Raw genomic sequence first — 20,446 nt, 5'->3', positions numbered from 1 at the left:
ACACAGGACACCCTTTGCGGCACGCCCCCTCCACCATGCTTCGCATGGTCCCCTCCCCTATAAGGGGAGGATTTCAGGGCGTCACTGTTCGTTCGTCGGAGCCTCAGCAGGCGCGGCCTCATCCGTCGAGGTCCGTCCGCGCGTCACGCGCGAGGTCATGCCGGTCGCCGAGGCATCGTCGAGCATCTGCTGATCGACCGTCCGCTCCGGCGGCGGGGGCGGCAGCGTTTCCTCGACCGCGTTCATGTCCGCGACCGGCGCGGCCTGGTTCTCCATGGCCGGCATCACATCCTCCGGCTGCGTCTCGATCACGCCTGCGTCATTCTCGGTCATCGCGGCCGGCTGTTCCTCCGGCTCGGAACGCGAGCAACCGGCCAACGCCGGCAGCAGCAGCCCGGCCGCGACGAGTGCCAGGCCATGGCGGCGATAGGTCTTGATCGTCATGCGTTTATCCCTGTTTCGCGTTACTTCGTGGAAAGCGCCCGCTCGGCCGAGCGGGCCTCGATCTTGGTCGCCAACTGGGCGTCCCAGCCATAAGGGTCTTCCCGGAAGCTGACCTGCCCATCGCTATTGGCGAAGGCCGTCCAGTACAACAGATAGACCGCCACCGGCTCGTCCATGCTGGCGCGCACGGTCTTGCCCGAGGCCAAGGTCGCGTCGACCGCCGCCGGCTGCCATTCGGGCGTGGTCTTCAGCACGAGACCGGCGAGTTCAGCGGGCTTTTCCAGGCGGACGCAGCCATGGCTGGCCAGCCGGTCGAACTTCGAAAAGCCCGACTGTGCCGGGGTATCGTGGAGATAGACCGCGAAGTCGTTGGGGAAGTCGAACTTGAACCGCCCCAGCGCGCTCTTCTCCGAGGATTGCTGCAGGCGCTTGGATCCGTCGCCATTGTCGATCACGCGGAAACCGTTGCGCTTCAGATAGCCGGGATTGGCACGCTCCTTGGGCCACAGCTCCTTGTTGGCGATCGAGCTGGGAACGTTCCACGGCGGATTGAGCACGACGCTGTGGATCGAGGAGACGAGCATCGGCGTCTCATTGCCCGGGCGCCCCGTCACCGCCTTCATCGACAGCACAGGATTGTCGCCCTCGAACACGGTCAGCACCGCCGCAGCGATGTTCACCTGCACCCGCTTGGCCTCCAGCTGCTGTGGCAACCAGCGCCAACGCTCCATATTCGCCATGATCTGGCGGATGCGCTGCGAGACGGGCACGTTCAGCGCCGCGATCGTCTGCGACCCCACCGTGCCGACGGGATTGAGGCCATAGCGACGCTGCGCCCGGCGCACCGCCGCCAGCAGCGGTTCGTCGAAGGTCGCACCGGTCTGGCTGACCGCCGGGTCCTCCATCGCCAGACGCTTGCGCAACTGCGCGACCAGCGGCCCGCTCGAACCATAAGGAATGGAGGCGTTGGCGGGCAGCGCCGTCCAGCCCCCCGCTTCTGCCATGGCGCGGTAGCGGGCCAGCCCCGTGACCAGCGTGTCATAGCCGGCATAGGGCGGCGGCAGCGCGGCGATCCAGTCGGCGATCCGGTCCTGCCGCACCGCATCGGCAAAGCCCGGCAGCGGATCATAGGATTGCGGGCGAATGCCCCAGTCCTTCGAGAAGTCGGCGGTATCAAGCCGCCCGACATGCACGGCATGGGCGTAATCGAGCGCGATACGGGCGATGGCAGCGGGCGCCAGTCCCGACAGATCGCGCGGTGCCCCCTGACGCAGGCCCTGGGTGACCTCGCCCTTGGCGATCAGCGTGGCAAGCTGGTGCGCCTGCGCATCGCTCAGCGTCGGCATGCTGACCGGTGGTGCAATCGCCAGCGGGGGCGCCACCCTGGGCGCCGTCACCGGCGGCGTGGTGGCCTGCGGCGTCGCCACGGGGGCGGGCACGGGCGGCGGCGCCACCTGCGCGAACAGGGGCGTCGCGACGAGCGATCCCCCCGCCAGCGCGCCGATCAGGCGAGCGACCGAACGGCCAGAAACAGCGAAAGGCGATGCGGTCATAAAATCAGGATTGCCCCTTCTCGACATGGTGCCCCTCGGCAAATGCGCGCCTAGTGCACCATCCTATCCTACGCCAAGCTGAACCGATTGGTTCGGTCCGCGATAAATTTTTTTACGCGGGGCAAGGCGATGACGGATGGCCCGGCCTGCGCGGATCACTCTTTCCGTCACGGCACCTGATCGGCGTTAACCATCTGAATCAGTTCCGAAAGCGGACAGGTGGCATCCCCCTGCGCAGCCACCCGGTTAGCATGCCACGAACCGGGGAGGTTGCGTACCCGCGCGCCATGACATGGGGCCGCACCCCCCCCCCCGAACCGACAGGACGCTGTCGGTCAACGCGACATGCGAAAAGGGAGGATCACGCCATGCAGACCGAGATCATCGCCAAGGCAACCGGCACCATCACCAACACGACCGCCAATGTCATCGATCTCGAGACCCCCAGCGTCGTCCGCCTCGATCTTAACCGTGATCAGGTGGCGAGCATGGAGCGGGAGGGCAACGACCTGGTCATCCGCCTGAACGACGGCCAGACCATCCGCATCGACAATTTCTATGTCGACCAGCGGGGTTTGGGCAGCGACCTCGTCCTGCGCGAGAATAATGGCGGCCAGTGGCTGGCGCATCCGGGGACGAGCGGAGCGGGCCGCTTCACCACGCTGACCAATCTCGACGACCTGCTGGCGGCACAGGCCGCGCAGGCCGGCGGATCGTCCTTCATCCTGCCCGCCATCCTGGGCGTGGCGGGCGCGGGCGGCCTGATCGCGGCCGTGGCGAGCGGCGGCAATGATGGCGAGGCACAGATCCCCACCACCCCGCCCGACACCCAGGCCCCGGCACGGCCGACGGCGGTTTTCGGCTCGAATGGCGGCGTCGTCACGGGGACCGGCGAAGCGGGGTCGACGGTCCGGGTGATCGGCGGCAACGGCTCGGTGCTCGGCACCGGCACGGTCGGCACGGATGGCAGCTATAGCGTGCCGCTGAATCCGCCCCAGGCCAATGGCCAGCAGATCACGGTGACCCAGACCGACGCGGCCGGCAATGTCTCGCCCGCCACCACGATCAACGCGCCCGACATCACTCCGCCCGCGGTACCCACCGCCGCGATCAACGGCCAGGGCACGACCATCACCGGTACCGGCGAACCCGGCGCGACGGTGACCGTGCGCAACGCGGCCGGCCAGGTGCTCGGTACCGCGACGGTCGACGCACAGGGCAATTACACACTGACCCTGACCACGGCGCAGGCCAATGGCGGCACGCTGACCGTGACGCAGAGCGATGCCGCCGGCAACGCCTCCCCCGCCGCCAGCGTGGCCGCCCCCGATCTGACCCCGCCGACCGCTCCCACCGCCACGATCGACGATGAAGGCACCAGCATCTCCGGCACCGGCGAACCCGGCGCGACGGTCAGCGTGCGCGACGGCGCTGGCGTGGTGCTGGGCAGCACCACCGTCGATGCGCAAGGCAATTACACGCTGGCGCTGGACACGCCGCAGGCCAATGGCGAAGCGCTGACCGTCACGCAGAGCGACGCGGCGGGCAATCCCTCGCCGGCGACGCCGCTTACCGCGCCGGACATCACCCCACCGGCCGCGCCCACCGCCACGATCGGGGCCGATGGCGTCACCATTACCGGTATCGGCGAACCAGGCACGACCCTGACCATCCGTGACAGCGCGGGAACCGTGCTGGGCACCGCCGTGGTCGATGCGCAGGGCGGCTATACGCTGACGCTCGCGACGCCGCAGGCCGAGGGCACGATGCTGATGGCGACGCTGACCGATGCGGCGGGCAATGTCTCGCCGGAAGCGACCATCATCGTCTCGGACCTGGAGGCACCGACGGCGCCCACTGCGACGATCAGCGCGGACGGCACCAGTGTCGTCGGCTCCGGCGACCCGGGAGCGACCGTCAGCGTGCGTGATCCCGCCGGCCAGGTAATCGGCAATGCGCTGGTCGGTGCGGATGGCAGTTACACCCTCACCCTCTCGCCCGCCCAGGCCAATGGCGAGACGCTGAGCGTGCTTCAGACCAATGCGCAGGGGCTGTCGTCACCGACCATTTCGCTGCTGGCCCCCGACATCACCGCGCCGGCGACGCCGGTCGCGACGCTCGCCGGTGACGGCACGGTCGTGACCGGCACCGGCGAACCCGGTGCCACCGTGCGGGTCGTCGGCGCGAATGGACAGACTCTCGGCACCGCCACGGTCGGCGCCGATGGCGGCTTCTCCGTGCCGCTGACGCCCGCGCTGACCAATGGCCAGACGCTGACCGTCGATCAGGTCGACGCGGCCGGCAATGCCTCGCCTGACACAACGCTGACCGCGGGCGACACGACCGCGCCAGCCGCCCCCAGTGCCGCCATCGACGCACAAGGCAGCACCGTCACGGGCACCGGCGAGCCCGGTGCGACCGTCACGGTGCGCGATCCGGCCGGCCAGATCGTCGGCACCGCCGTGGTCGATGCCCAGGGCAACTACACCCTGCCGCTGACGACACCACAGACGGCGGGCGGCAGCCTGACCGTGACCCAGAGCGATGCCGCCGGCAACGCCTCCCCCGCCACGACGGTCACCGCGCCCGACACCACCGCCCCCACCGCGCCCGTCGCGACGGTCAGTACGGACGGCACGACGCTGACCGGTACCGGCGAAGCGGGCGCGACCGTCCAGGTCACCAACGCCGGCGGCCAGCCGATCGGCACCGCCACGGTCGGCGCGGATGGCAGCTACACGATCGCTCTGCCCACCGGCACGGCCGACGGGCGGCCGCTGACCGTCACCCAGACCGATACCGCCGGCAATGTCTCGCCCGCGACCAGCGCCGCGACCCCGGACCTTGTCGCACCCGCAGCCCCCACCGCCGCACTCAATGCCGACGGCACGGTCCTGACCGGGACCGGGGAACCCGGCGCCACGGTTCAGGTTTCCGATGCCAACGGCCAGCCGCTGGGCACGGCCACGGTGGCGACGGACGGCACGTATAGCGTCACGCTCCCCGCCGGTACGGCCGATGGCCAAGTCCTGACCGTCACCCAGGCCGACGCGGCCGGCAACGTCTCCCCCCCGACGACCGCCACGACCACAGACACGACCGCCCCCGGCGCACCGGTTGCGACGGTCAGCGCGGACGGCACGACGCTGACCGGTACCGGCGAAGCGGGCGCGACCGTCCAGGTCACCAACGCCGGCGGCCAGCCGATCGGCACCGCCACGGTCGGCGCGGATGGCAGCTACACGATCGCTCTGCCCACCGGTACGGCCGATGGGCGGCCGCTGACCGTCACCCAGGCCGATGCCGCCGGCAATGTGTCGCCCGCGACCAGCGCCGCGACGCCCGATCTCGTCGCGCCCACCGCGCCCACGGCCATACTCGGCGCCGATGGCCTGACACTGTCCGGCACCGGCGAGGCCGGCGCGACGGTCGAAATTCGCGCAGCGGACGGCTCGCTCCTCGGTTCTGCGACGGTGGCCGGCGACGGCAGCTACAGCGCCAAGCTGACCGGCCCGCAGGCCAATGGCGAGACCTTGACCGTCACGCAGACCGACGCGGCCGGCAATGCCTCCCCCACCACCTCGATCACCGCACCGGATACCACGGCCCCCGCCGCACCGGTTGCAACGGTCAGCGCCGACGGTGCCACCCTGACCGGCACGGGTGAGGCCGGCGCGACCGTGCAGGTCACCGACGCCGATGGCCAGCCGATCGGCACCGCCACGGTCGCGGCGGAGGGCAGCTACAGCATCGCCCTGCCTGCGGGCATCGCCGATGGACGGCCGCTGACGGTTACCCAGACCGACGCCACCGGCAATGTCTCCCCCGCGACCAGCGCGACGACGCCCGATCTCGTCGCCCCGACGGCGCCGTCTCTTGCCGTCAGTGCGGATGGCACCAGCGTTTCGGGTACCGGCGAAGCCGGCGCCACGGTTGAAATCCGTGCTGCCGATGGCAGCCTGCTGGCCTCCACGGTCGTCGCGGCGGACGGCAGCTATAGCGTGACGCTCGCCACCCCCCAGGCCAATGGCGAGGCGCTGACCGCCACCCAGACGGACGCGGCGGGCAATATCTCGCCTGCGATCTCGGTCACAGCGCCGGATATCACGGCTCCCGCCGCGCCGACGGCGACGCTGGCGGCGGATGGCGCCTCCGTGTTCGGCAATGGCGAGCCCGGTGCGACGGTGCGGATCGTCGATGCCAATGGCACGCTGCTCGGCACCGCCGTGGTCGATGCGGACACCAGCTTCACCCTGACGCTCACCCCGCCCCAAGTGAACGGCCAGACGCTGAGCGCGACGCAGGCGGATGCGGCGGGCAATGTCTCGCAACCCGCCACCGTCAGCGCTCCGGATGTGACAGCCCCCGACGCACCGATCGCAGCGATCTCGGTCGACGGCGCGACCGTCACCGGCACCGGCGAACCCTTCGCCACGGTCACTATCCGCGCGGCCGATGGCACGCCGATCGGCACCGCGGTGGTCGCTGCGGACGGCAGCTTCTCGGCGGCGCTCACCCCGGCCCAGGCCAATGGCGAGACGCTGTCGATCGATCAGACCGATCGCGGCGGTAACAGCTCGCCTGCGGCGACGCTCACCGCCCCCGACATCACCGCCCCGACCGGGCTGGTCGCGGCGATCAGCGGCGATGGCAGCATCGTCACCGGCACGGGCGAGGCTGGCGCCACCGTGACCGTTCGGGATGCCAATGGCGCATCGCTGGGCACCGCGGTGGTCGCGGCCGATGGCACCTATAGCGTCCCATTGACCACGGCGCAGATCGACTCCGAAGCCCTGACCGTGGTGCAGGCGGACGCGGCCGGCAATGTGTCCGCACCCGTGCCGCTCACCGCCCCGATCTCACCGCGCCGCTGGCCCCCACCGGTGCGGTCATCGATGCCGGCGCGACGCTGAATGGTACCGGCGAAGCGGGTGCGACGGTCACCGTCCGCGCCGCTGACGGCACGGTGCTCGGCGCCGCGACGGTCGGGGCGGATGGAAGCTTTGCCGTCCCGCTGACGCCACTCCAGGCCAATGGCGAGACCCTGCAATTCACCCAGACCGACGCGGCGGGCAATGTCTCGCCCATCGTCTCGATCATCGCTCCCGATATCACCGCACCGACCGGGCTGGTCGCGGCGATCAGCGGCGACGGCAGCATCGTCACCGGCACGGGCGAGGCTGGTGCGACCGTGACCGTCCGTGATGCCAATGGCGCATCGCTGGGCACCGCCGTAGTTGCGACCAACGGCATCTACAGCGTCCAGTTGACGACGCCGCAGGTCGGCTCCCAATCCCTGACCGTGGTGCAGGCGGATGCGGCGGGCAATGTGTCGGCGCCCGTGCCGCTCACCGCCCCCGATCTGACCGCGCCGCTGGCTCCCACCGGTGCGGTCATCGATGCCGGCGCGACGCTGAGCGGTACCGGTGAAGCGGGAGCGACGGTCACCGTCCGCGCCGCTGACGGCACCGTTTTGGGCTCCGCTGTGGTCGCCGCCGATGGCAGCTTCGCGGTCCCCTTGTCACCCGCCCAGGCCAATGGCGAGATCCTGCAATTCACCCAGACCGACCCGGCCGGCAATGTCTCCGCCAATGTCACGGTCATCGCACCCGACGTCACCGCACCGACCGGGCTGACCGCCGGGATCAGCGGCGATGGCGCGATGGTCACCGGCACCGGTGAGGAAGGGGCGATCGTCACCGTGCGCGACACGAACGGCGCGACGCTCGGCACCGCTGTCGTCGATGCCAATGGCATCTACATGGTGCAGTTGACCCCGGCGCAGATCGACTCCGAGCCGCTGACCGTGGTCCAGGCGGACGCGGCCGGCAATGTGTCGGCGCCCGTGCCGCTCACCGCCCCCGATCTGACCGCGCCGCCCGCCCCCACCGGCTTGGTCATCGATGCCGGCGCGACGCTGACCGGCACTGGAGAGGCAGGTGCGACCGTTACCGTGCGTGCTGCGGATGGCACCGTGCTCGGCACCGCGATCGTGGGCGCCGATGGCAGCTTCACCGTCCCGCTCGCCACGCCGCAGGCCAATGGCGAGACACTGACCCTCGTGCAGGCCGATGTCGCGGGCAATGTCTCGCCCGGCACCATTATCGCCGCACCCGACATCACAGCACCGATCGGCCTGACCGCCACGATCAGCGCCGATGGCAGCGTGATGACCGGGACCGGCGAGCCCGGGGCGATCGTCACCATCCGCGATCCCGCCGGCACCGCGATCGGCACCGCGACCGTCGCCGTCGATGGCAGCTATGCCGCGATCCTTACCCCGGCCCAGCTCAACGGCGAAATCCTGCAGGTCGTCCAGGCCGATGCGACCGGCAACGCCTCCGCGCCCGTGAACCCCGTCGCCCCCGACCTGACGGCACCCCTCGCGCCCCTCGCGGCGCTGGCGGCGGGCGGGACCAGCGTCACCGGTATCGGCGAGGCCGGCGCGACCGTCACCGTGCGGGCGGCCGATGGCAGCGTGCTCGGAACCGCCACCGTCGCCGCCGATGGCAGCTTCACCGTCCCGCTCGCCACGGCACAGATTAATGGCGAGACGCTGTCGGTCGAGCAGAGCGATGCGGCGGGCAATGTCTCGCCCGCCCTCGGCCTGACGGCGCTCGACACCAGCGCGCCCACCGCACCGACCGCGATCATCGATGGCACCGGCACGGTTGTCAGCGGGCAGGCGGAGGCCGGCGCCATCGTCACCGTGCGCGATCCCGCCGGCACCGTCATCGGCACCGTCACAGCGGGTATCAATGGCGACTATGCGGTGGCGATCAACCCACCCCAGGCCAATGGCGAGACGCTGACCGTCACGCAGAGCGACGTGGCCGGCAATCTCTCGGCCCCGACGCCGGTCCTGGCGCCCGACATCACCGCACCCAATGCGCCGCTGTTCACCATCAACGCAACCGGCACCGAAGCCAGCGGCAACGGCGAGGCGGGCGCAACCGTCACCATCCGCGACCCCGCCGGCACCGTGATCGGCACGACTGTGGTCGCTGCGGATGGGACGTTCACCGTCCCGCTCGCACCGGCACAGGCCAATGGCGGCACGCTAAGCGCGATCCTGACCGATGCCGGCGGCAACGACTCGCCGACCTCGACCGCGCCCGCCCCCGACATCACCGCGCCAACGATACCGGCCGCATCGCTGGATGCGACGGGCACGATCGTGTCGGGCACCGGTGAGGCCGGCGCGACCGTCACCGTGCGGGCAGCTGATGGCACTATACTGGGCACCGCGCTGGTCGCGGCCAACGGCACCTATGCGGTGGTCCTGTCGACGCCGCAGCTCGACAGCCAGGTCCTCTCGGTGTCGCAGGCGGATGCCATCGGCAATATCTCGCCCTCGACGACCGTCACCGCCCTCGACCAGACACCGCCGGGCGCACCGGTCGCCGCCGTCTCGGTGGACGGCACGACCCTGACCGGTACCGGCGAGATCGGCGCGACGGTGACTGTCACCGATCCGGTCGGCATCGTGCTCGCGACCGTGCCGGTGGGGGCGGATGGCAGCTTCACGGTGACGCTGACCCCGCCGCTGACCAACGGCCAGTTGCTGACGCTGACCCAGGCGGATGCCGCCGGCAATATCTCGGTCCCCGGCAATGCGGCGGCGCCGGACCTGATCCCCAACGACACGCCCGGCGCGCCGACCGCGGCCGTGGCCGTCGATGGCGGCAGCGTGAGCGGCACCGGCCTGGCGGGGACGACGATCACCGTCCGCGATGCGACCGGCACCGTCATCGGCACCACCATTGTCGCGGGCGACGGCAGCTACACCGCGCTCCTGACCACCCCGCAGCTCAATGGCGAGACGGTCCGCGTGACCCAGACGGATGCCGAGGGCGACGTTTCGCCCCCGGCCATCGCCATCGCACCCGACCTGACGCCGCCCGCCGCGCCGACCGCCACGATCGATGCGACCGGCACCGTGGTGTCCGGCCTGGGTGAAGCCGGCGCGACACTGACCGTCACCGGCGTCGGTGGTACCGTGCTCGGCACGACCACGGTCCTGGCCAATGGCAGCTATGCGGTGGTGCTGAATACCGCGCAGACCAATGGCGAGCCGCTGACCGTCATCCAGGCGGATGGGGCGGGCAACGCCTCGCCCTCGGCGGCCGTCACCGCACCGGACCTGACCGCGCCGCTGGCACCGGCGGGCATCGTCTCGGCGGATGGCACGACCCTGACCGGCACCGGCGAGGCCGGTGCGACGGTCACGATCAGCGATGCCGCCGGCAATGCCATCGGCACCGCGCTGGTGGCAGCCGATGGCAGCTTCACGGCGACCCTGACCCCGGCCCAGGCCAATGGCGAGCTGCTGACGCTGACCCAGGCCGATGCGGCGGGCAATGTCTCGCCCATCGCGCAGGCGCTCGCACCCGATATCACCGCGCCGGTCGGCCTGACCGCGGCGATCAACGGGGCGGGCACGCTGGTCACCGGTACGGGCGAAGCCGGCGCGATCGTCACCATCCGTGACGATGTCGGGACGGTACTGGGCACCGCCATCGTGGCCGCCAACGGCACCTATGCCGCGCTGCTGACCCCGGCGCAGATCAACGGCGAATTGCTGAGCGCGATCCAGGTCGATAGCGCGGGCAATGCCGGCACCCCGGCACCGGTTACCGCCCCCGATCTGACCGCGCCGCTGGCGCCGGCCGGTACGGTGTCGGTCGACGGCACCACGCTGACCGGCACGGGTGAGGCGGGCGCGACCGTCACCATTCGGGCGGTCGATGGCACCGTGTTGGGGACCGCGCTCGTGGCGGCCGATGGCAGCTTCACCGCTGCCCTGACGCCCGCCCAGGCCAATGGCGAAGTGTTGACGCTGACCCAGGCGGATGCAGCTGGCAATGTCTCGCCCATCGCTCAGGCGATCGCACCGGACTTCACCCTGCCTGTCGGCTTGACCGCCGCCATCAACGGTGCCGGCACGCTCGTGACCGGCACCGGTGAGGCGGGGGCGACCGTGACCATCCGCGACGCCGGCGGCACCGTCCTCGGCACCGCCGTGGTCGCGGCGAACGGCACATATGCCGCCGTCCTGACCACGCCGCAGATCGCCGGCCAGGCGCTGACCGCGACCCAGGCGGACCCGGCCGGCAATGTCGGCGCCCCCGCTCCGATCACCGCACCCGACCTGACCGCACCGCTGGCCCCCGCCGGCACCGTGTCGGCGGACGGCACGACGATCACCGGCACGGGCGAAGCGGGTGCGACCGTCACCATCCGCGCGGTGGACGGCACGATCCTGGGCACCGCCGTGGTGGCCGGCGACGGCAGCTTCACGGCCGCGCTCAACCCCGCCCAGGCCAATGGTGAGCTCCTCTCGCTGACCCAGGCAGATGCGGCCGGCAATGTCTCGCCCATCGGCCAGGCGACCGCGCCCGACATCACCGTTCCGGTCGGCCTGACCGCCGCCATCAACGGCGCGGGCACGCTGATCACCGGTACCGGCGAAGCCGGGGCGACCGTCACTATCCGCGACGCCGCGGGCATCGTCCTCGGCACGGCGGTGGTGGCCGCCAACGGCACCTATGCCGCCGCGCTCACCACGCCGCAGATCAACGGTCAGGCGCTGACCGCGACCCAGGCGGATGCCGCCGGCAATGTCGGCGCTCCCGCGCCGATCACCGCACCCGACCTGCTCGCCCCGCTGGCACCGATCGGCACCATCTCCGCCGATGGCACAACCCTGATCGGCACTGGCGAGCCGGGCGCAACCGTCACCATTCGCAGTGCGGGGGGTGCGGTGCTCGGCACGGCGGTGGTCGCGGCGGACGGCAGCTTCACCGCCGCCCTCAGCCCCGTCCAGGCGAACGGCCAGATCGTCTCGCTGACCCAGGCCGATGCTTCGGGCAATGTCTCAGGCGTGGCGCAAGCCACCGCACCGGACATCACTGCACCGATCGGGCTGACCGCCGCCATCAACGGCGCGGGTACGCTCGTCACCGGCTCGGGCGAAGCCGGGGCGACCGTTACGATCCGCGATGCGGGCGGTGCGATCCTCGGTACGGCGGTGGTCGCGGCCAATGGGACCTATGCCGCCGTCCTGACCACCCCGCAGATCAATGGCCAGGCGCTGATCGCGACCCAGGCGGATGCCGCGGGCAATGTCGGCGCCTCTGCGCCGATCACGGCCCCCGATCTGGTCGCCCCGCTGGCACCGATCGGCACCATCTCCGCCGATGGCACGACCCTGATCGGCACCGGCGAGCCCGGCGCGACCGTCACCATCCGCAGTGCGGGTGGCACGGTCCTCGGCACGGCGGTGGTCGCGGCGGACGGCAGCTTCGCCGCTCCGCTCAGCCCCGCCCAGGCCAATGGCCAGATCGTCTCGCTGACCCAGGCGGATGCATCGGGCAATGTCTCGGGCGAGGCGCAAGCCACCGCGCCCGACATCACCGCACCGGTCGGGCTGACCGCCGCCATCAACGGCGCGGGCACGCTGATCGCCGGTACCGGTGAGGCCGGGGCGACCGTCATCATCCGCGATGCGGGCGGTGCGATCCTCGGCACGACGGTGGTCGCCGCCAATGGCACCTATTCTGCGGTCCTGACCACGCCGCAACTCAACAGCCAGACCCTGACGGTCACCCAGGCCGACGCGGCGGGCAATGTCTCCGCCCCCGCCACGGTCGTCGCCCCCGATCTGACCGCACCGCTGGCGCCGGTCGGTATCGTCGCGGCCAATGGCACCGCGATCAGCGGCACGGGTGAGGCCGGCGCGACCGTCACCATTCGCGCGGTCGACGGCACCGTCCTGGGCACCGCCCTGGTGGCGGCCAACGGCACCTTCACCGCACCGCTCAGCCCGGCCCAGGCCAATGGCCAGATCGTCTCGCTGACCCAGGCGGATGCGGCGGGCAATGTCTCGCCCATCGGGCAGGCGACGGCGCCCGACATCACCGCGCCCATCGGTCTGACCTCGACGATCAACGGCATCGGCACGATCGTAACCGGCACCGGCGAGGCGGGGGCGACCGTCACCGTCCGCGACCCGCTGGGCAATGTCATCGGCACCGCGATCGTCGGCGCCAATGGCAGCTATAGCGCGGCGCTGACGACGCCCCAGGCCAATGGCCAGTTGTTGCAGGTGACCCAGGCGGATGCCGCCGGCAACGCGTCGCTGCCCAACGCGGTGCGCGCGCCCGATATCACCCCGCCGGCCGCGCCGATCGGTGTGGTCAACGGCACCGGCACCGTGGTGACCGGTACGGGCGAGGCGGGCGCGACCGTCCGCATCTTCGATCCGCTGGGCCAGCTGGTCGGCACGGCCGTCGTCGCCGGCAATGGCAGCTTCAGCGCGACGCTGACCATACCGCAGGCCAATGGCCAAGTCCTGACGCTCAGCCAGACCGATGCGGCGGGCAATGCCTCGGGCACGGTCGCGGTCAATGCGCCGGATATCACCCCGCCGGCCGCCCCGACCGCGGTCATCGATCCGACCGGATCGGTCATCACCGGCAGCGGTGAGCCCGGCGCCCGGATCGAGGTGCGCAACGCCGCCGGTACGCTGATCGGCACCGGCACGGTGACGGCGGGCGGCCTCTATGCCGTCACGCTGACCAGCCCGCAGGTGGCGGGCCAGGCGCTGGGCGTCGGTGCGCGCGATGCGGCCGGCAATCTATCGGCCTCGACGGCGGTCACCGCCCCCTTCGACATCAGTGCCTTCGACAATACGGCGATCGCACTGGTCGACCTGAACCCGGTCCAGACCAACCAGAATGTCGGCACGGCCAACTATACCGCGCTGGTCTCGCTCGGCGCCGTCAACCTCGATGCCCAAGTGCTCGCCGTTCCCAACGTCCAGTTCACGGTGCAGCCCGGCCATACGCTGGCGACAACCTTCACCTATGACGCGACGGTGAATGTCGGCGTGGCCAGCGGCTATTCGGTGGTGATCCAGCGGTTCAACGGCACCAACTGGGTGGCGGTGAATGGTGGCGGCAACAGCTCGCTGTTGCAGGTCGGCCTGCTCAACGGCGATCTCGTCGCCACGGCAAATCTGGCACCGGGCCAATACCGGGCCTTCGTCACCTTCGACAATACGGCGGGTGTCGGCCTGCTCGGCAGCCTGAACGTCCGGGGGGTCGACTCCGACTTCACCGATGTCGCCTCGGCCGTGCCCGCGCCGGTCAGCGGCAATGTCATCACCGATGCCGGCCCCACGGGGCAGATCGATGTGGTCAGCCCGCAGACCCGCGTCGAAAGCGTGACGCTGAACGGCGTGACGACGCAGGTGGCCGTCGACGATACCGTCGTCACCGGGCAATGGGGAACGCTGATCATCGATCGCGATGGCAGCTATACCTACACCCCCAATGCCAATGCGGCGTCCATCGGCAAGGTGGACAGCTTCACCTACACGCTGCTCGACGCCAGCGACAATGAGCGGGAAAGCGCCCGCCTGACCATCTCGATCGGCAGCCCGGACATCACTGGCGCACCGATCGCGGTGAACGACACCGCCATCGCGGCGGCCAGCTTCACCCCTGTCGTGGTCAATCGGGCGGCCGCCGTGGACACGTTCTTCTCCACCCCGGCCGTGCCGCTTCTAGGGGCACCGCAAACGACGCGGGTCAATGACAGCTTCACCGTGGATGCCAACAGCACCTCCACCGTCACCTTGTCGGCGGTCACCGCATCCACTTTGTCGGTGTTGCCCAGCTATACCGTCACCGTCACCAATTCGGCCGGCGCGGTGGTCGGCACGGCTTCGGGTACCGCGGTCGCCGGCGTCGGTGGCCTGGTCGGCAGCGGGATCAGCGTCACGATGAGTAACCTGCCATCGGGCACCTACAACTATACGGTGGTCGGAACGAACGGCGCGCCACTCCGGCTCGATACCAATGTCTATGTCGCGGAGACGGTCACCCGGCTCAACGAGTTCAACCTGACCGGCACCACCCCGGTCAGCGGCCAGTTGACCGCCAACGACACGCTGGGCAGTCCCTTTATCGGGATCAAGGTGCTGACCGGCACCGGCTTCCAGGAGATCGGGGACACGCCGATCACGCTGAACGGCGCGCATGGCCAGCTCACCATCAACGAGACCGGCGGCTATACCTACACGCCGGTCGGCGTCACTTATGCCGCCACCGATCCGATCGACAGCTTCACCTATCAGCTGATCCAGCCCGACGGCCAGTTCTCGACCGCGCGGCTGGACGTGGCGGTGAACATCAACAACGGGGTCGCGCCGGTCTTCCCGACCGCGACGATCACCGCGCTGTCGGCCGATAGTGCGCTGCATCTCGATGCCGATGTCGTCCCGATGACCCTCAGCGCGGATCACATGGCCCCGGCGGATACACCGGCAACCGACCAGGCGGATGCGCGACTCGCCCTGTCGTTGATGGAAGGACAGGGGAGCATCGAGGATGTTTTGGGCCATTATCTTGATGCGCATCAAACGACCGCCGACGTTACCACGGCGAACGATAATGTAGGCGTAACGGCTACCGTTACCGATATCAATTCGACCGTTCCGATTATGGACGATCCCCTGGCCTATCTGACCGTTTCGGTCGATCCCGAGCAGGAAAAAATGAGCACCATGCATATAATGTGACCATCCTGCGCAACAGTCCGGAATCGGACTTGATAATAGGTGCCGAAGTCGCTCCACTTCGACACCTATTTCCTTGTTCTAAAGTAGTTTAGTCGAGATTTTTGGCTCGACCGGCAAATGGGGCCATCGATGACGATGAGGCGGCAGGGACGCTATCAGGGTCGGAGAGCGAAGGGGCGGACGATGGTCCTCGCCCTGGCCGCCATGGCGTCGGTCGCCACCCCTGTTAGCGGTAGCCCTGCTCCTGTCACCATGGAAAGCGCGATGCATGAGGTGCTGTCCTGGCACCCTTCGGTCGTGCAGGCCGCCGCCACGCTGGACGCGCGCGGCGAGGATGTGACCATCGCCCGTGCAGGCTACCTCCCCCGCATCAGCGCGGGTGTCGGCAGCGGTTACGACAGCCGGCTGGGCAGCATCTGGCGCCCCCGGCCCCAGCTTTCCGCATCGCAGATGCTCTACGACTTCGGCAAGGTGGCGAGCGCGGTCGACTATGCCCGCGCCGGCACCCGGCTGGGTCGCGCGGACATGCTGCTGGCGATCGACGGGCTGATCCGTGACACCGGCTATGCGATGGTCGAGGTGCAGCGCAACGCCGCGCTGCGCACCATCGCGCTCGAACAATTGTCGCGGATCGAGGAGATCAGCGCGCTCGTCGAAAAGCGGTTCGGCAAGGGCGCCACCACCCGCTCCGACGCGCTCCAGGCCCAGTCGCGCGTGGCGGCCGCACAGGCGACGCTGACCCGGATCGAGGCGGAACAGCGCCGCTGGACCACCAGCCTGGCCTTTCTGTTGGGCCGCGACATCGCGCCGGTGGTCGATCCCGATGTGCCGGACTGGCTGATGCGCAGTTGCACCCAGGCCACGCAGGTCGATTGGGCCGACATCCCGGTCATCATGCGCGCCAAGGCGCAATATGAGCAGGCCACCGCCGAACAGCGCCGCGCCCGCGCCAACCGCCTGCCGACGATCGCGCTGGCCGGCGATGCGGCGGCGGATATATCCTCACCTTTTTCCGACCGCAGCGTCTATAATTTCGGGCTGAACGTCAGCAGCGACGTGTTCGGCGGCAGCGCGGTGCGCGCCCGCGTGCGTGGCGCCGATTACGCCCTGCGCGCCGCCGAGGCCGCCGAGCGCCAAGCCCGGGTCGAGATCGGCCAGCGGCTGGCTGAGGCGCAGCAACAGATCACCGGGCTGACTGAGTTGCTGGGCACCCTGTCCGAACGGCAGGACAATATGGTCGAGACCGGCAAGCTCTATCGCCTGCAATATCTCGACATGGGCACGCGGACGCTGGTCGACCTGCTCAACGCCGAGCAGGAATTGCAGCAGGCCCGGTTCGACGGCGTCAACACCACCCATGACCTACGCCGGCTGGCGATCGATTGCCTGTATTATTCGGGGCGCGCGCGCGACGATTTCAAGCTGACCGGCACGACGGTGCGCGGGGTGACGCTATGACCGCCGCCGCCTTGCCGACCGGTGCGGCCGCCGCACCGCCGACCGACCCCTTCGCCTGGATCGACATGCTTGGCCAAGTCGCACGCCATTTCCGCATGCCCTTCGCCGAGCAGCGCGCGCGGCTGACCACATTGTGGCAGGGCGGCGGCGATGAGGAGACGCGGGTCCGCGCGCTTGCTCGTGCGTCCGGCCTGTCGGTTCGCTTCGTCGCGCCCAGCGCGATCCGGCTGACCAGCTGGCGCCTTCCCGTCATCGCCTGCCTGGCCGATGGCGAGTTGGCGCTGATCACCGCGATCGATGCCGATGGCGAGGCGCAATTCACGGTCGCGGGCGAAGGCGGCTCGCCAGTGCGGCGCCCCCTCGCCGCATTGGTCGAGCAGACGCGACTGTTCGTCGTCCCCCGCCCCGCGCGCTCCGCCACCGATATCCGTGTCGACAGCTATATCCGCCCCTTCGAGCAGCATTGGCTGCGCACCCTGCTGCTGCAGGACGCCAAGGGTTACGGCCATGTCGCGATCGCCTCGGTCGTGACCAACTGCCTGGGGCTGGCGGGCGTGCTGTTCTCGATGCAGGTCTATGACCGCGTCGTCCCCGCCCAGTCGATGCCGACGCTCTACATCCTGTTCCTGGGCGTGATCCTGGCGACCGGGTTCGATTTCGTGTTGCGGCGGCTGCGGGTCAGCATCACCGACATTCTTGGCAAGCGCGCCGATTTGCGGCTGTCGGACCGGGTGTTCGGCCATGCGCTGCGCGTCCGCAACCGGGCACGGCCGACCTCGACCGGCACCTTCATCGCGCAGCTCCGCGACCTGGATCAGGTGCGCGACATGCTGACCTCGACCACGGTCGCGGCCATCGCCGACCTGCCCTTTTTCATCCTCTTCCTTATCATCCTGGCCTTCATCGGTGGGTCGCTGGCACTGGTGCCGGTCGTCGCGCTCGTCGCGCTGCTGCTGCCCAGCCTGCTCGCGCAGCGCCGCCTGCGCGCCCATGCCACCGAGTCGATGCGCGAAACCTCGCTGCGCAACGCCCTGCTGGTCGAGGCGGTGCAGGGGATCGAGGACATCAAGACGCTACAGGCCGAGGAGCGCTTCCAGCGCCAGTGGAACCATTGCAACGCGGTGGCGGGCGAGGCGCAGTTGCGCCTGCGCGGGCTGACCGCCAGCCTCTCGACTTGGGCACAGAGCGTGCAGAACGCGGTCTATGCCACCGTGATCTTCGTCGGTGCGCCGATGGTGATCGGCGGCGACATCACGACGGGCGCGCTGGTCGCCACCTCGATGCTGGCCAGCCGGATGATGGCGCCAATGGGTCAGGTCTCGCACCTGCTCGGCCGCTATCAGCACGCCAAGGTCGCTGCGCAGAGCCTGGACCAGATCATGGCGCTGCCGGTCGACAATCCCGATGCCGAGCACCGCATCCCCCTGCCCTCGGTCAGCGGCCGCTTCACCCTGCGCTCGGCGGTGTTCGGCTATGCCGATCCCAATGCGCCCCCGGCGCTGACCGTCCCCCGGCTGGAGATCGCCGCCGGCGAGAAGGTCGCGCTGCTGGGCCGTAACGGCGCGGGCAAGTCGACCCTGCTCCAGGGGCTGTCGGGGATGCTTCAGCCGCTGGGAGGCGAGATACTGCTCGACGACCTGACCCTGCATCAGATCGATCCCGCCGATGTCCGCCGCGACGTCGCGCTGCTGACCCAGAACAGCCGGTTGTTCCACGGCACGTTGCGCGAAAACCTGACCATGGGCGCACCGATGGCGGGGCATGACGAGATCGTGCGTGCGCTCGACATGGTCGGGGCGATCGACTTCGTCCGGCGCTTGCGCGACGGGTTGGAGCATGTCGTGCTGGAGGGCGGGCTCGGCCTGTCGGGGGGACAGCAACAGGCGCTGCTCCTCGCCAGGCTCCTGATCCGCCAGCCCCAGGTGATGCTGCTCGACGAGCCGACCGCCGCTATGGACGAAACCTCCGAGCGCCAGTTCATCGACCGCTTCCGCGACTGGAGCCGCGACCGCACCGTCGTGGTCGCCACCCACCGGATGCGCGTGCTCGATCTGGTCGACCGGATCATCATCATCGACAATGGCCAGATCCTGCTCGATCAGTCCAAGGACGCCGCGCTGGAGACGATGCGCAGTGCCGGCCGGAGCCAGGCGGCATGAACGCGCTGACCGCCCCCGCCGACCTGCCCTTTGCCGATGAGGGCGGCGCGCCGCTGCTCGCGGCCAAGCGGATGACCTGGGTGCTGACCGCGTTGTTCGTGGCCGCATTGGGCTGGGCCTGGTTCGCCACGCTCGACGAGGTGGCGACCGGCAGTGGCAAGGTGGTGCCCACCAGCCGCGAACAGGTGCTGCAATCGCTGGAAGGCGGCATCCTCGCCAAGATGCTGGTGCGCCAGGACGACATCGTGAAGCCGGGCCAGATCCTCGCCCAGCTCGACCCCACCCAGGCCGGATCGACGGTCGAGGAAAGCGCCGCCAAATACCGTGCCGCGCTCGCCGCGCAGGCGCGGTTGCAGGCCGAGGTGAACGGGACGCCCCTCACCTTCTCCCCCGAACTCGCCGCCTTCCCCGAGCTGAAGGCCGAGCAGCAGCGGCTCTACAATGCCCGCCGCAGCAGCCTGTCCAGCTCGATCGGCCTGATCGACGAGTCGCTCGCACTCATCGGGCGCGAGGTCGGGATCGGCGAGTCCCTGATCGAGGTCGGTGCGGCCAGCAATGTCGAGGTGCTGCGCCTGAAGCGTCAGCGCGCCGAGCTGGACCTGAAGAAATCCGATCTGCGCTCGCAATATATCGTCGAGGCGCGGCAGGATCTGGCCAAGGTCAGCGAGGAGGTCGAAGCGCTGGCCCCCGTCGTGCGCGGCCGGTCGGACACGCTCCAGCGCCTGACCCTGCGCTCGCCAGTACGCGGCGTGGTCAAGAATATCGAGGTGTCGACGATCGGCGGCGTCATCCCGCCCAATGGCAAGATCATGGAGATCGTGCCGCTCGACGAACGCCTGCTGGTCGAGGCGCGAATGTCGCCGCGCGACATCGCCTTCATCCGCCCAGGCCAGCGTGCCAGTGTCAAGATCACGGCGTACGACTATGCGATCTATGGCGGGCTGGAGGGGCAGGTCAGCAGCATCTCGCCCGATACCATCCGCGACGAGGTCAATCCGGACGTCTATTACTACCGGGTCTTCATCCGCACCCGGTCGGACTCGCTGGTCAACAAGGCGGGCAAGCGCTTTCCGATCGTGCCGGGAATGATCGCCACTGCCGACATCCACACCGGCAGCAAGACCGTGCTCCAATATCTTCTGAAACCGCTCAACCGCGCGCGCGAAGCGATGCGCGAGCGATGAGCGCCTCCCTCTCCCATGCCGCTCCCATCCCAAGCCACGCGCCGGAATTTCCGAACCCGGCAT

General features: G+C 69.6%; 7 protein-coding genes. 5 read left to right on the top strand and 2 right to left on the bottom strand.

What is annotated here, in order from left to right; translation table 11 throughout:
- Positions 1-81: 81 nt before the first annotated feature.
- Complete coding sequence (locus SP6_RS02345) at positions 82-444, bottom strand: hypothetical protein (RefSeq protein WP_007405895.1); 363 nt, start codon at positions 442-444, stop codon at positions 82-84.
- Positions 445-464: 20 nt separating this feature from the next.
- A complete protein-coding gene (locus tag SP6_RS02340; protein ID WP_007405900.1) occupies positions 465-1,997 on the bottom strand; it encodes a L,D-transpeptidase family protein in 1,533 nt (510 codons plus the stop codon).
- Positions 1,998-2,365: 368 nt separating this feature from the next.
- Here SP6_RS02340 and SP6_RS19945 point away from each other — a divergent pair, with 368 nt between their 5' ends.
- The 5 genes from SP6_RS19945 to SP6_RS02320 all read left to right on the top strand — a co-directional run bounded on the left by SP6_RS19945 (position 2,366) and on the right by SP6_RS02320 (position 20,383).
- The gene (locus SP6_RS19945) at positions 2,366-6,910 is read left to right on the top strand and encodes an Ig-like domain-containing protein (protein ID WP_053003265.1); all 4,545 of its coding nucleotides are present in this window, start codon (positions 2,366-2,368) and stop codon (positions 6,908-6,910) included.
- Positions 6,868-15,582: a BapA/Bap/LapF family large adhesin gene (locus tag SP6_RS02335; RefSeq protein WP_369397416.1), complete on the top strand. Its 8,715-nt coding sequence runs from the start codon at positions 6,868-6,870 to the stop codon at positions 15,580-15,582. Before SP6_RS19945 ends, SP6_RS02335 begins: the two co-directional genes overlap by 43 nt.
- A gap of 183 nt (positions 15,583-15,765) precedes the next feature.
- Positions 15,766-17,040: a TolC family protein gene (locus SP6_RS02330; protein WP_007405866.1), complete on the top strand. Its 1,275-nt coding sequence runs from the start codon at positions 15,766-15,768 to the stop codon at positions 17,038-17,040.
- On the top strand, positions 17,037-19,199 hold the full coding sequence (locus tag SP6_RS02325; RefSeq protein ID WP_007405930.1) for a type I secretion system permease/ATPase: 2,163 nt from the start codon (positions 17,037-17,039) through the stop codon (positions 19,197-19,199). The genes SP6_RS02330 and SP6_RS02325 overlap by 4 nt, the downstream gene beginning before the upstream one ends.
- Positions 19,196-20,383: a beta-barrel domain-containing protein gene (locus SP6_RS02320; RefSeq protein ID WP_042468380.1), complete on the top strand. Its 1,188-nt coding sequence runs from the start codon at positions 19,196-19,198 to the stop codon at positions 20,381-20,383. The genes SP6_RS02325 and SP6_RS02320 overlap by 4 nt, the downstream gene beginning before the upstream one ends.
- Positions 20,384-20,446: the final 63 nt, after the last annotated feature.

Source organism: Sphingomonas paucimobilis NBRC 13935 (assembly GCF_000739895.2).
In the GTDB taxonomy this organism is placed as follows: domain Bacteria; phylum Pseudomonadota; class Alphaproteobacteria; order Sphingomonadales; family Sphingomonadaceae; genus Sphingomonas; species Sphingomonas paucimobilis.
The sequence above is the reverse complement of the archived record's forward strand: the minus strand, read 5'-3'. Positions and strand labels throughout refer to the sequence as shown.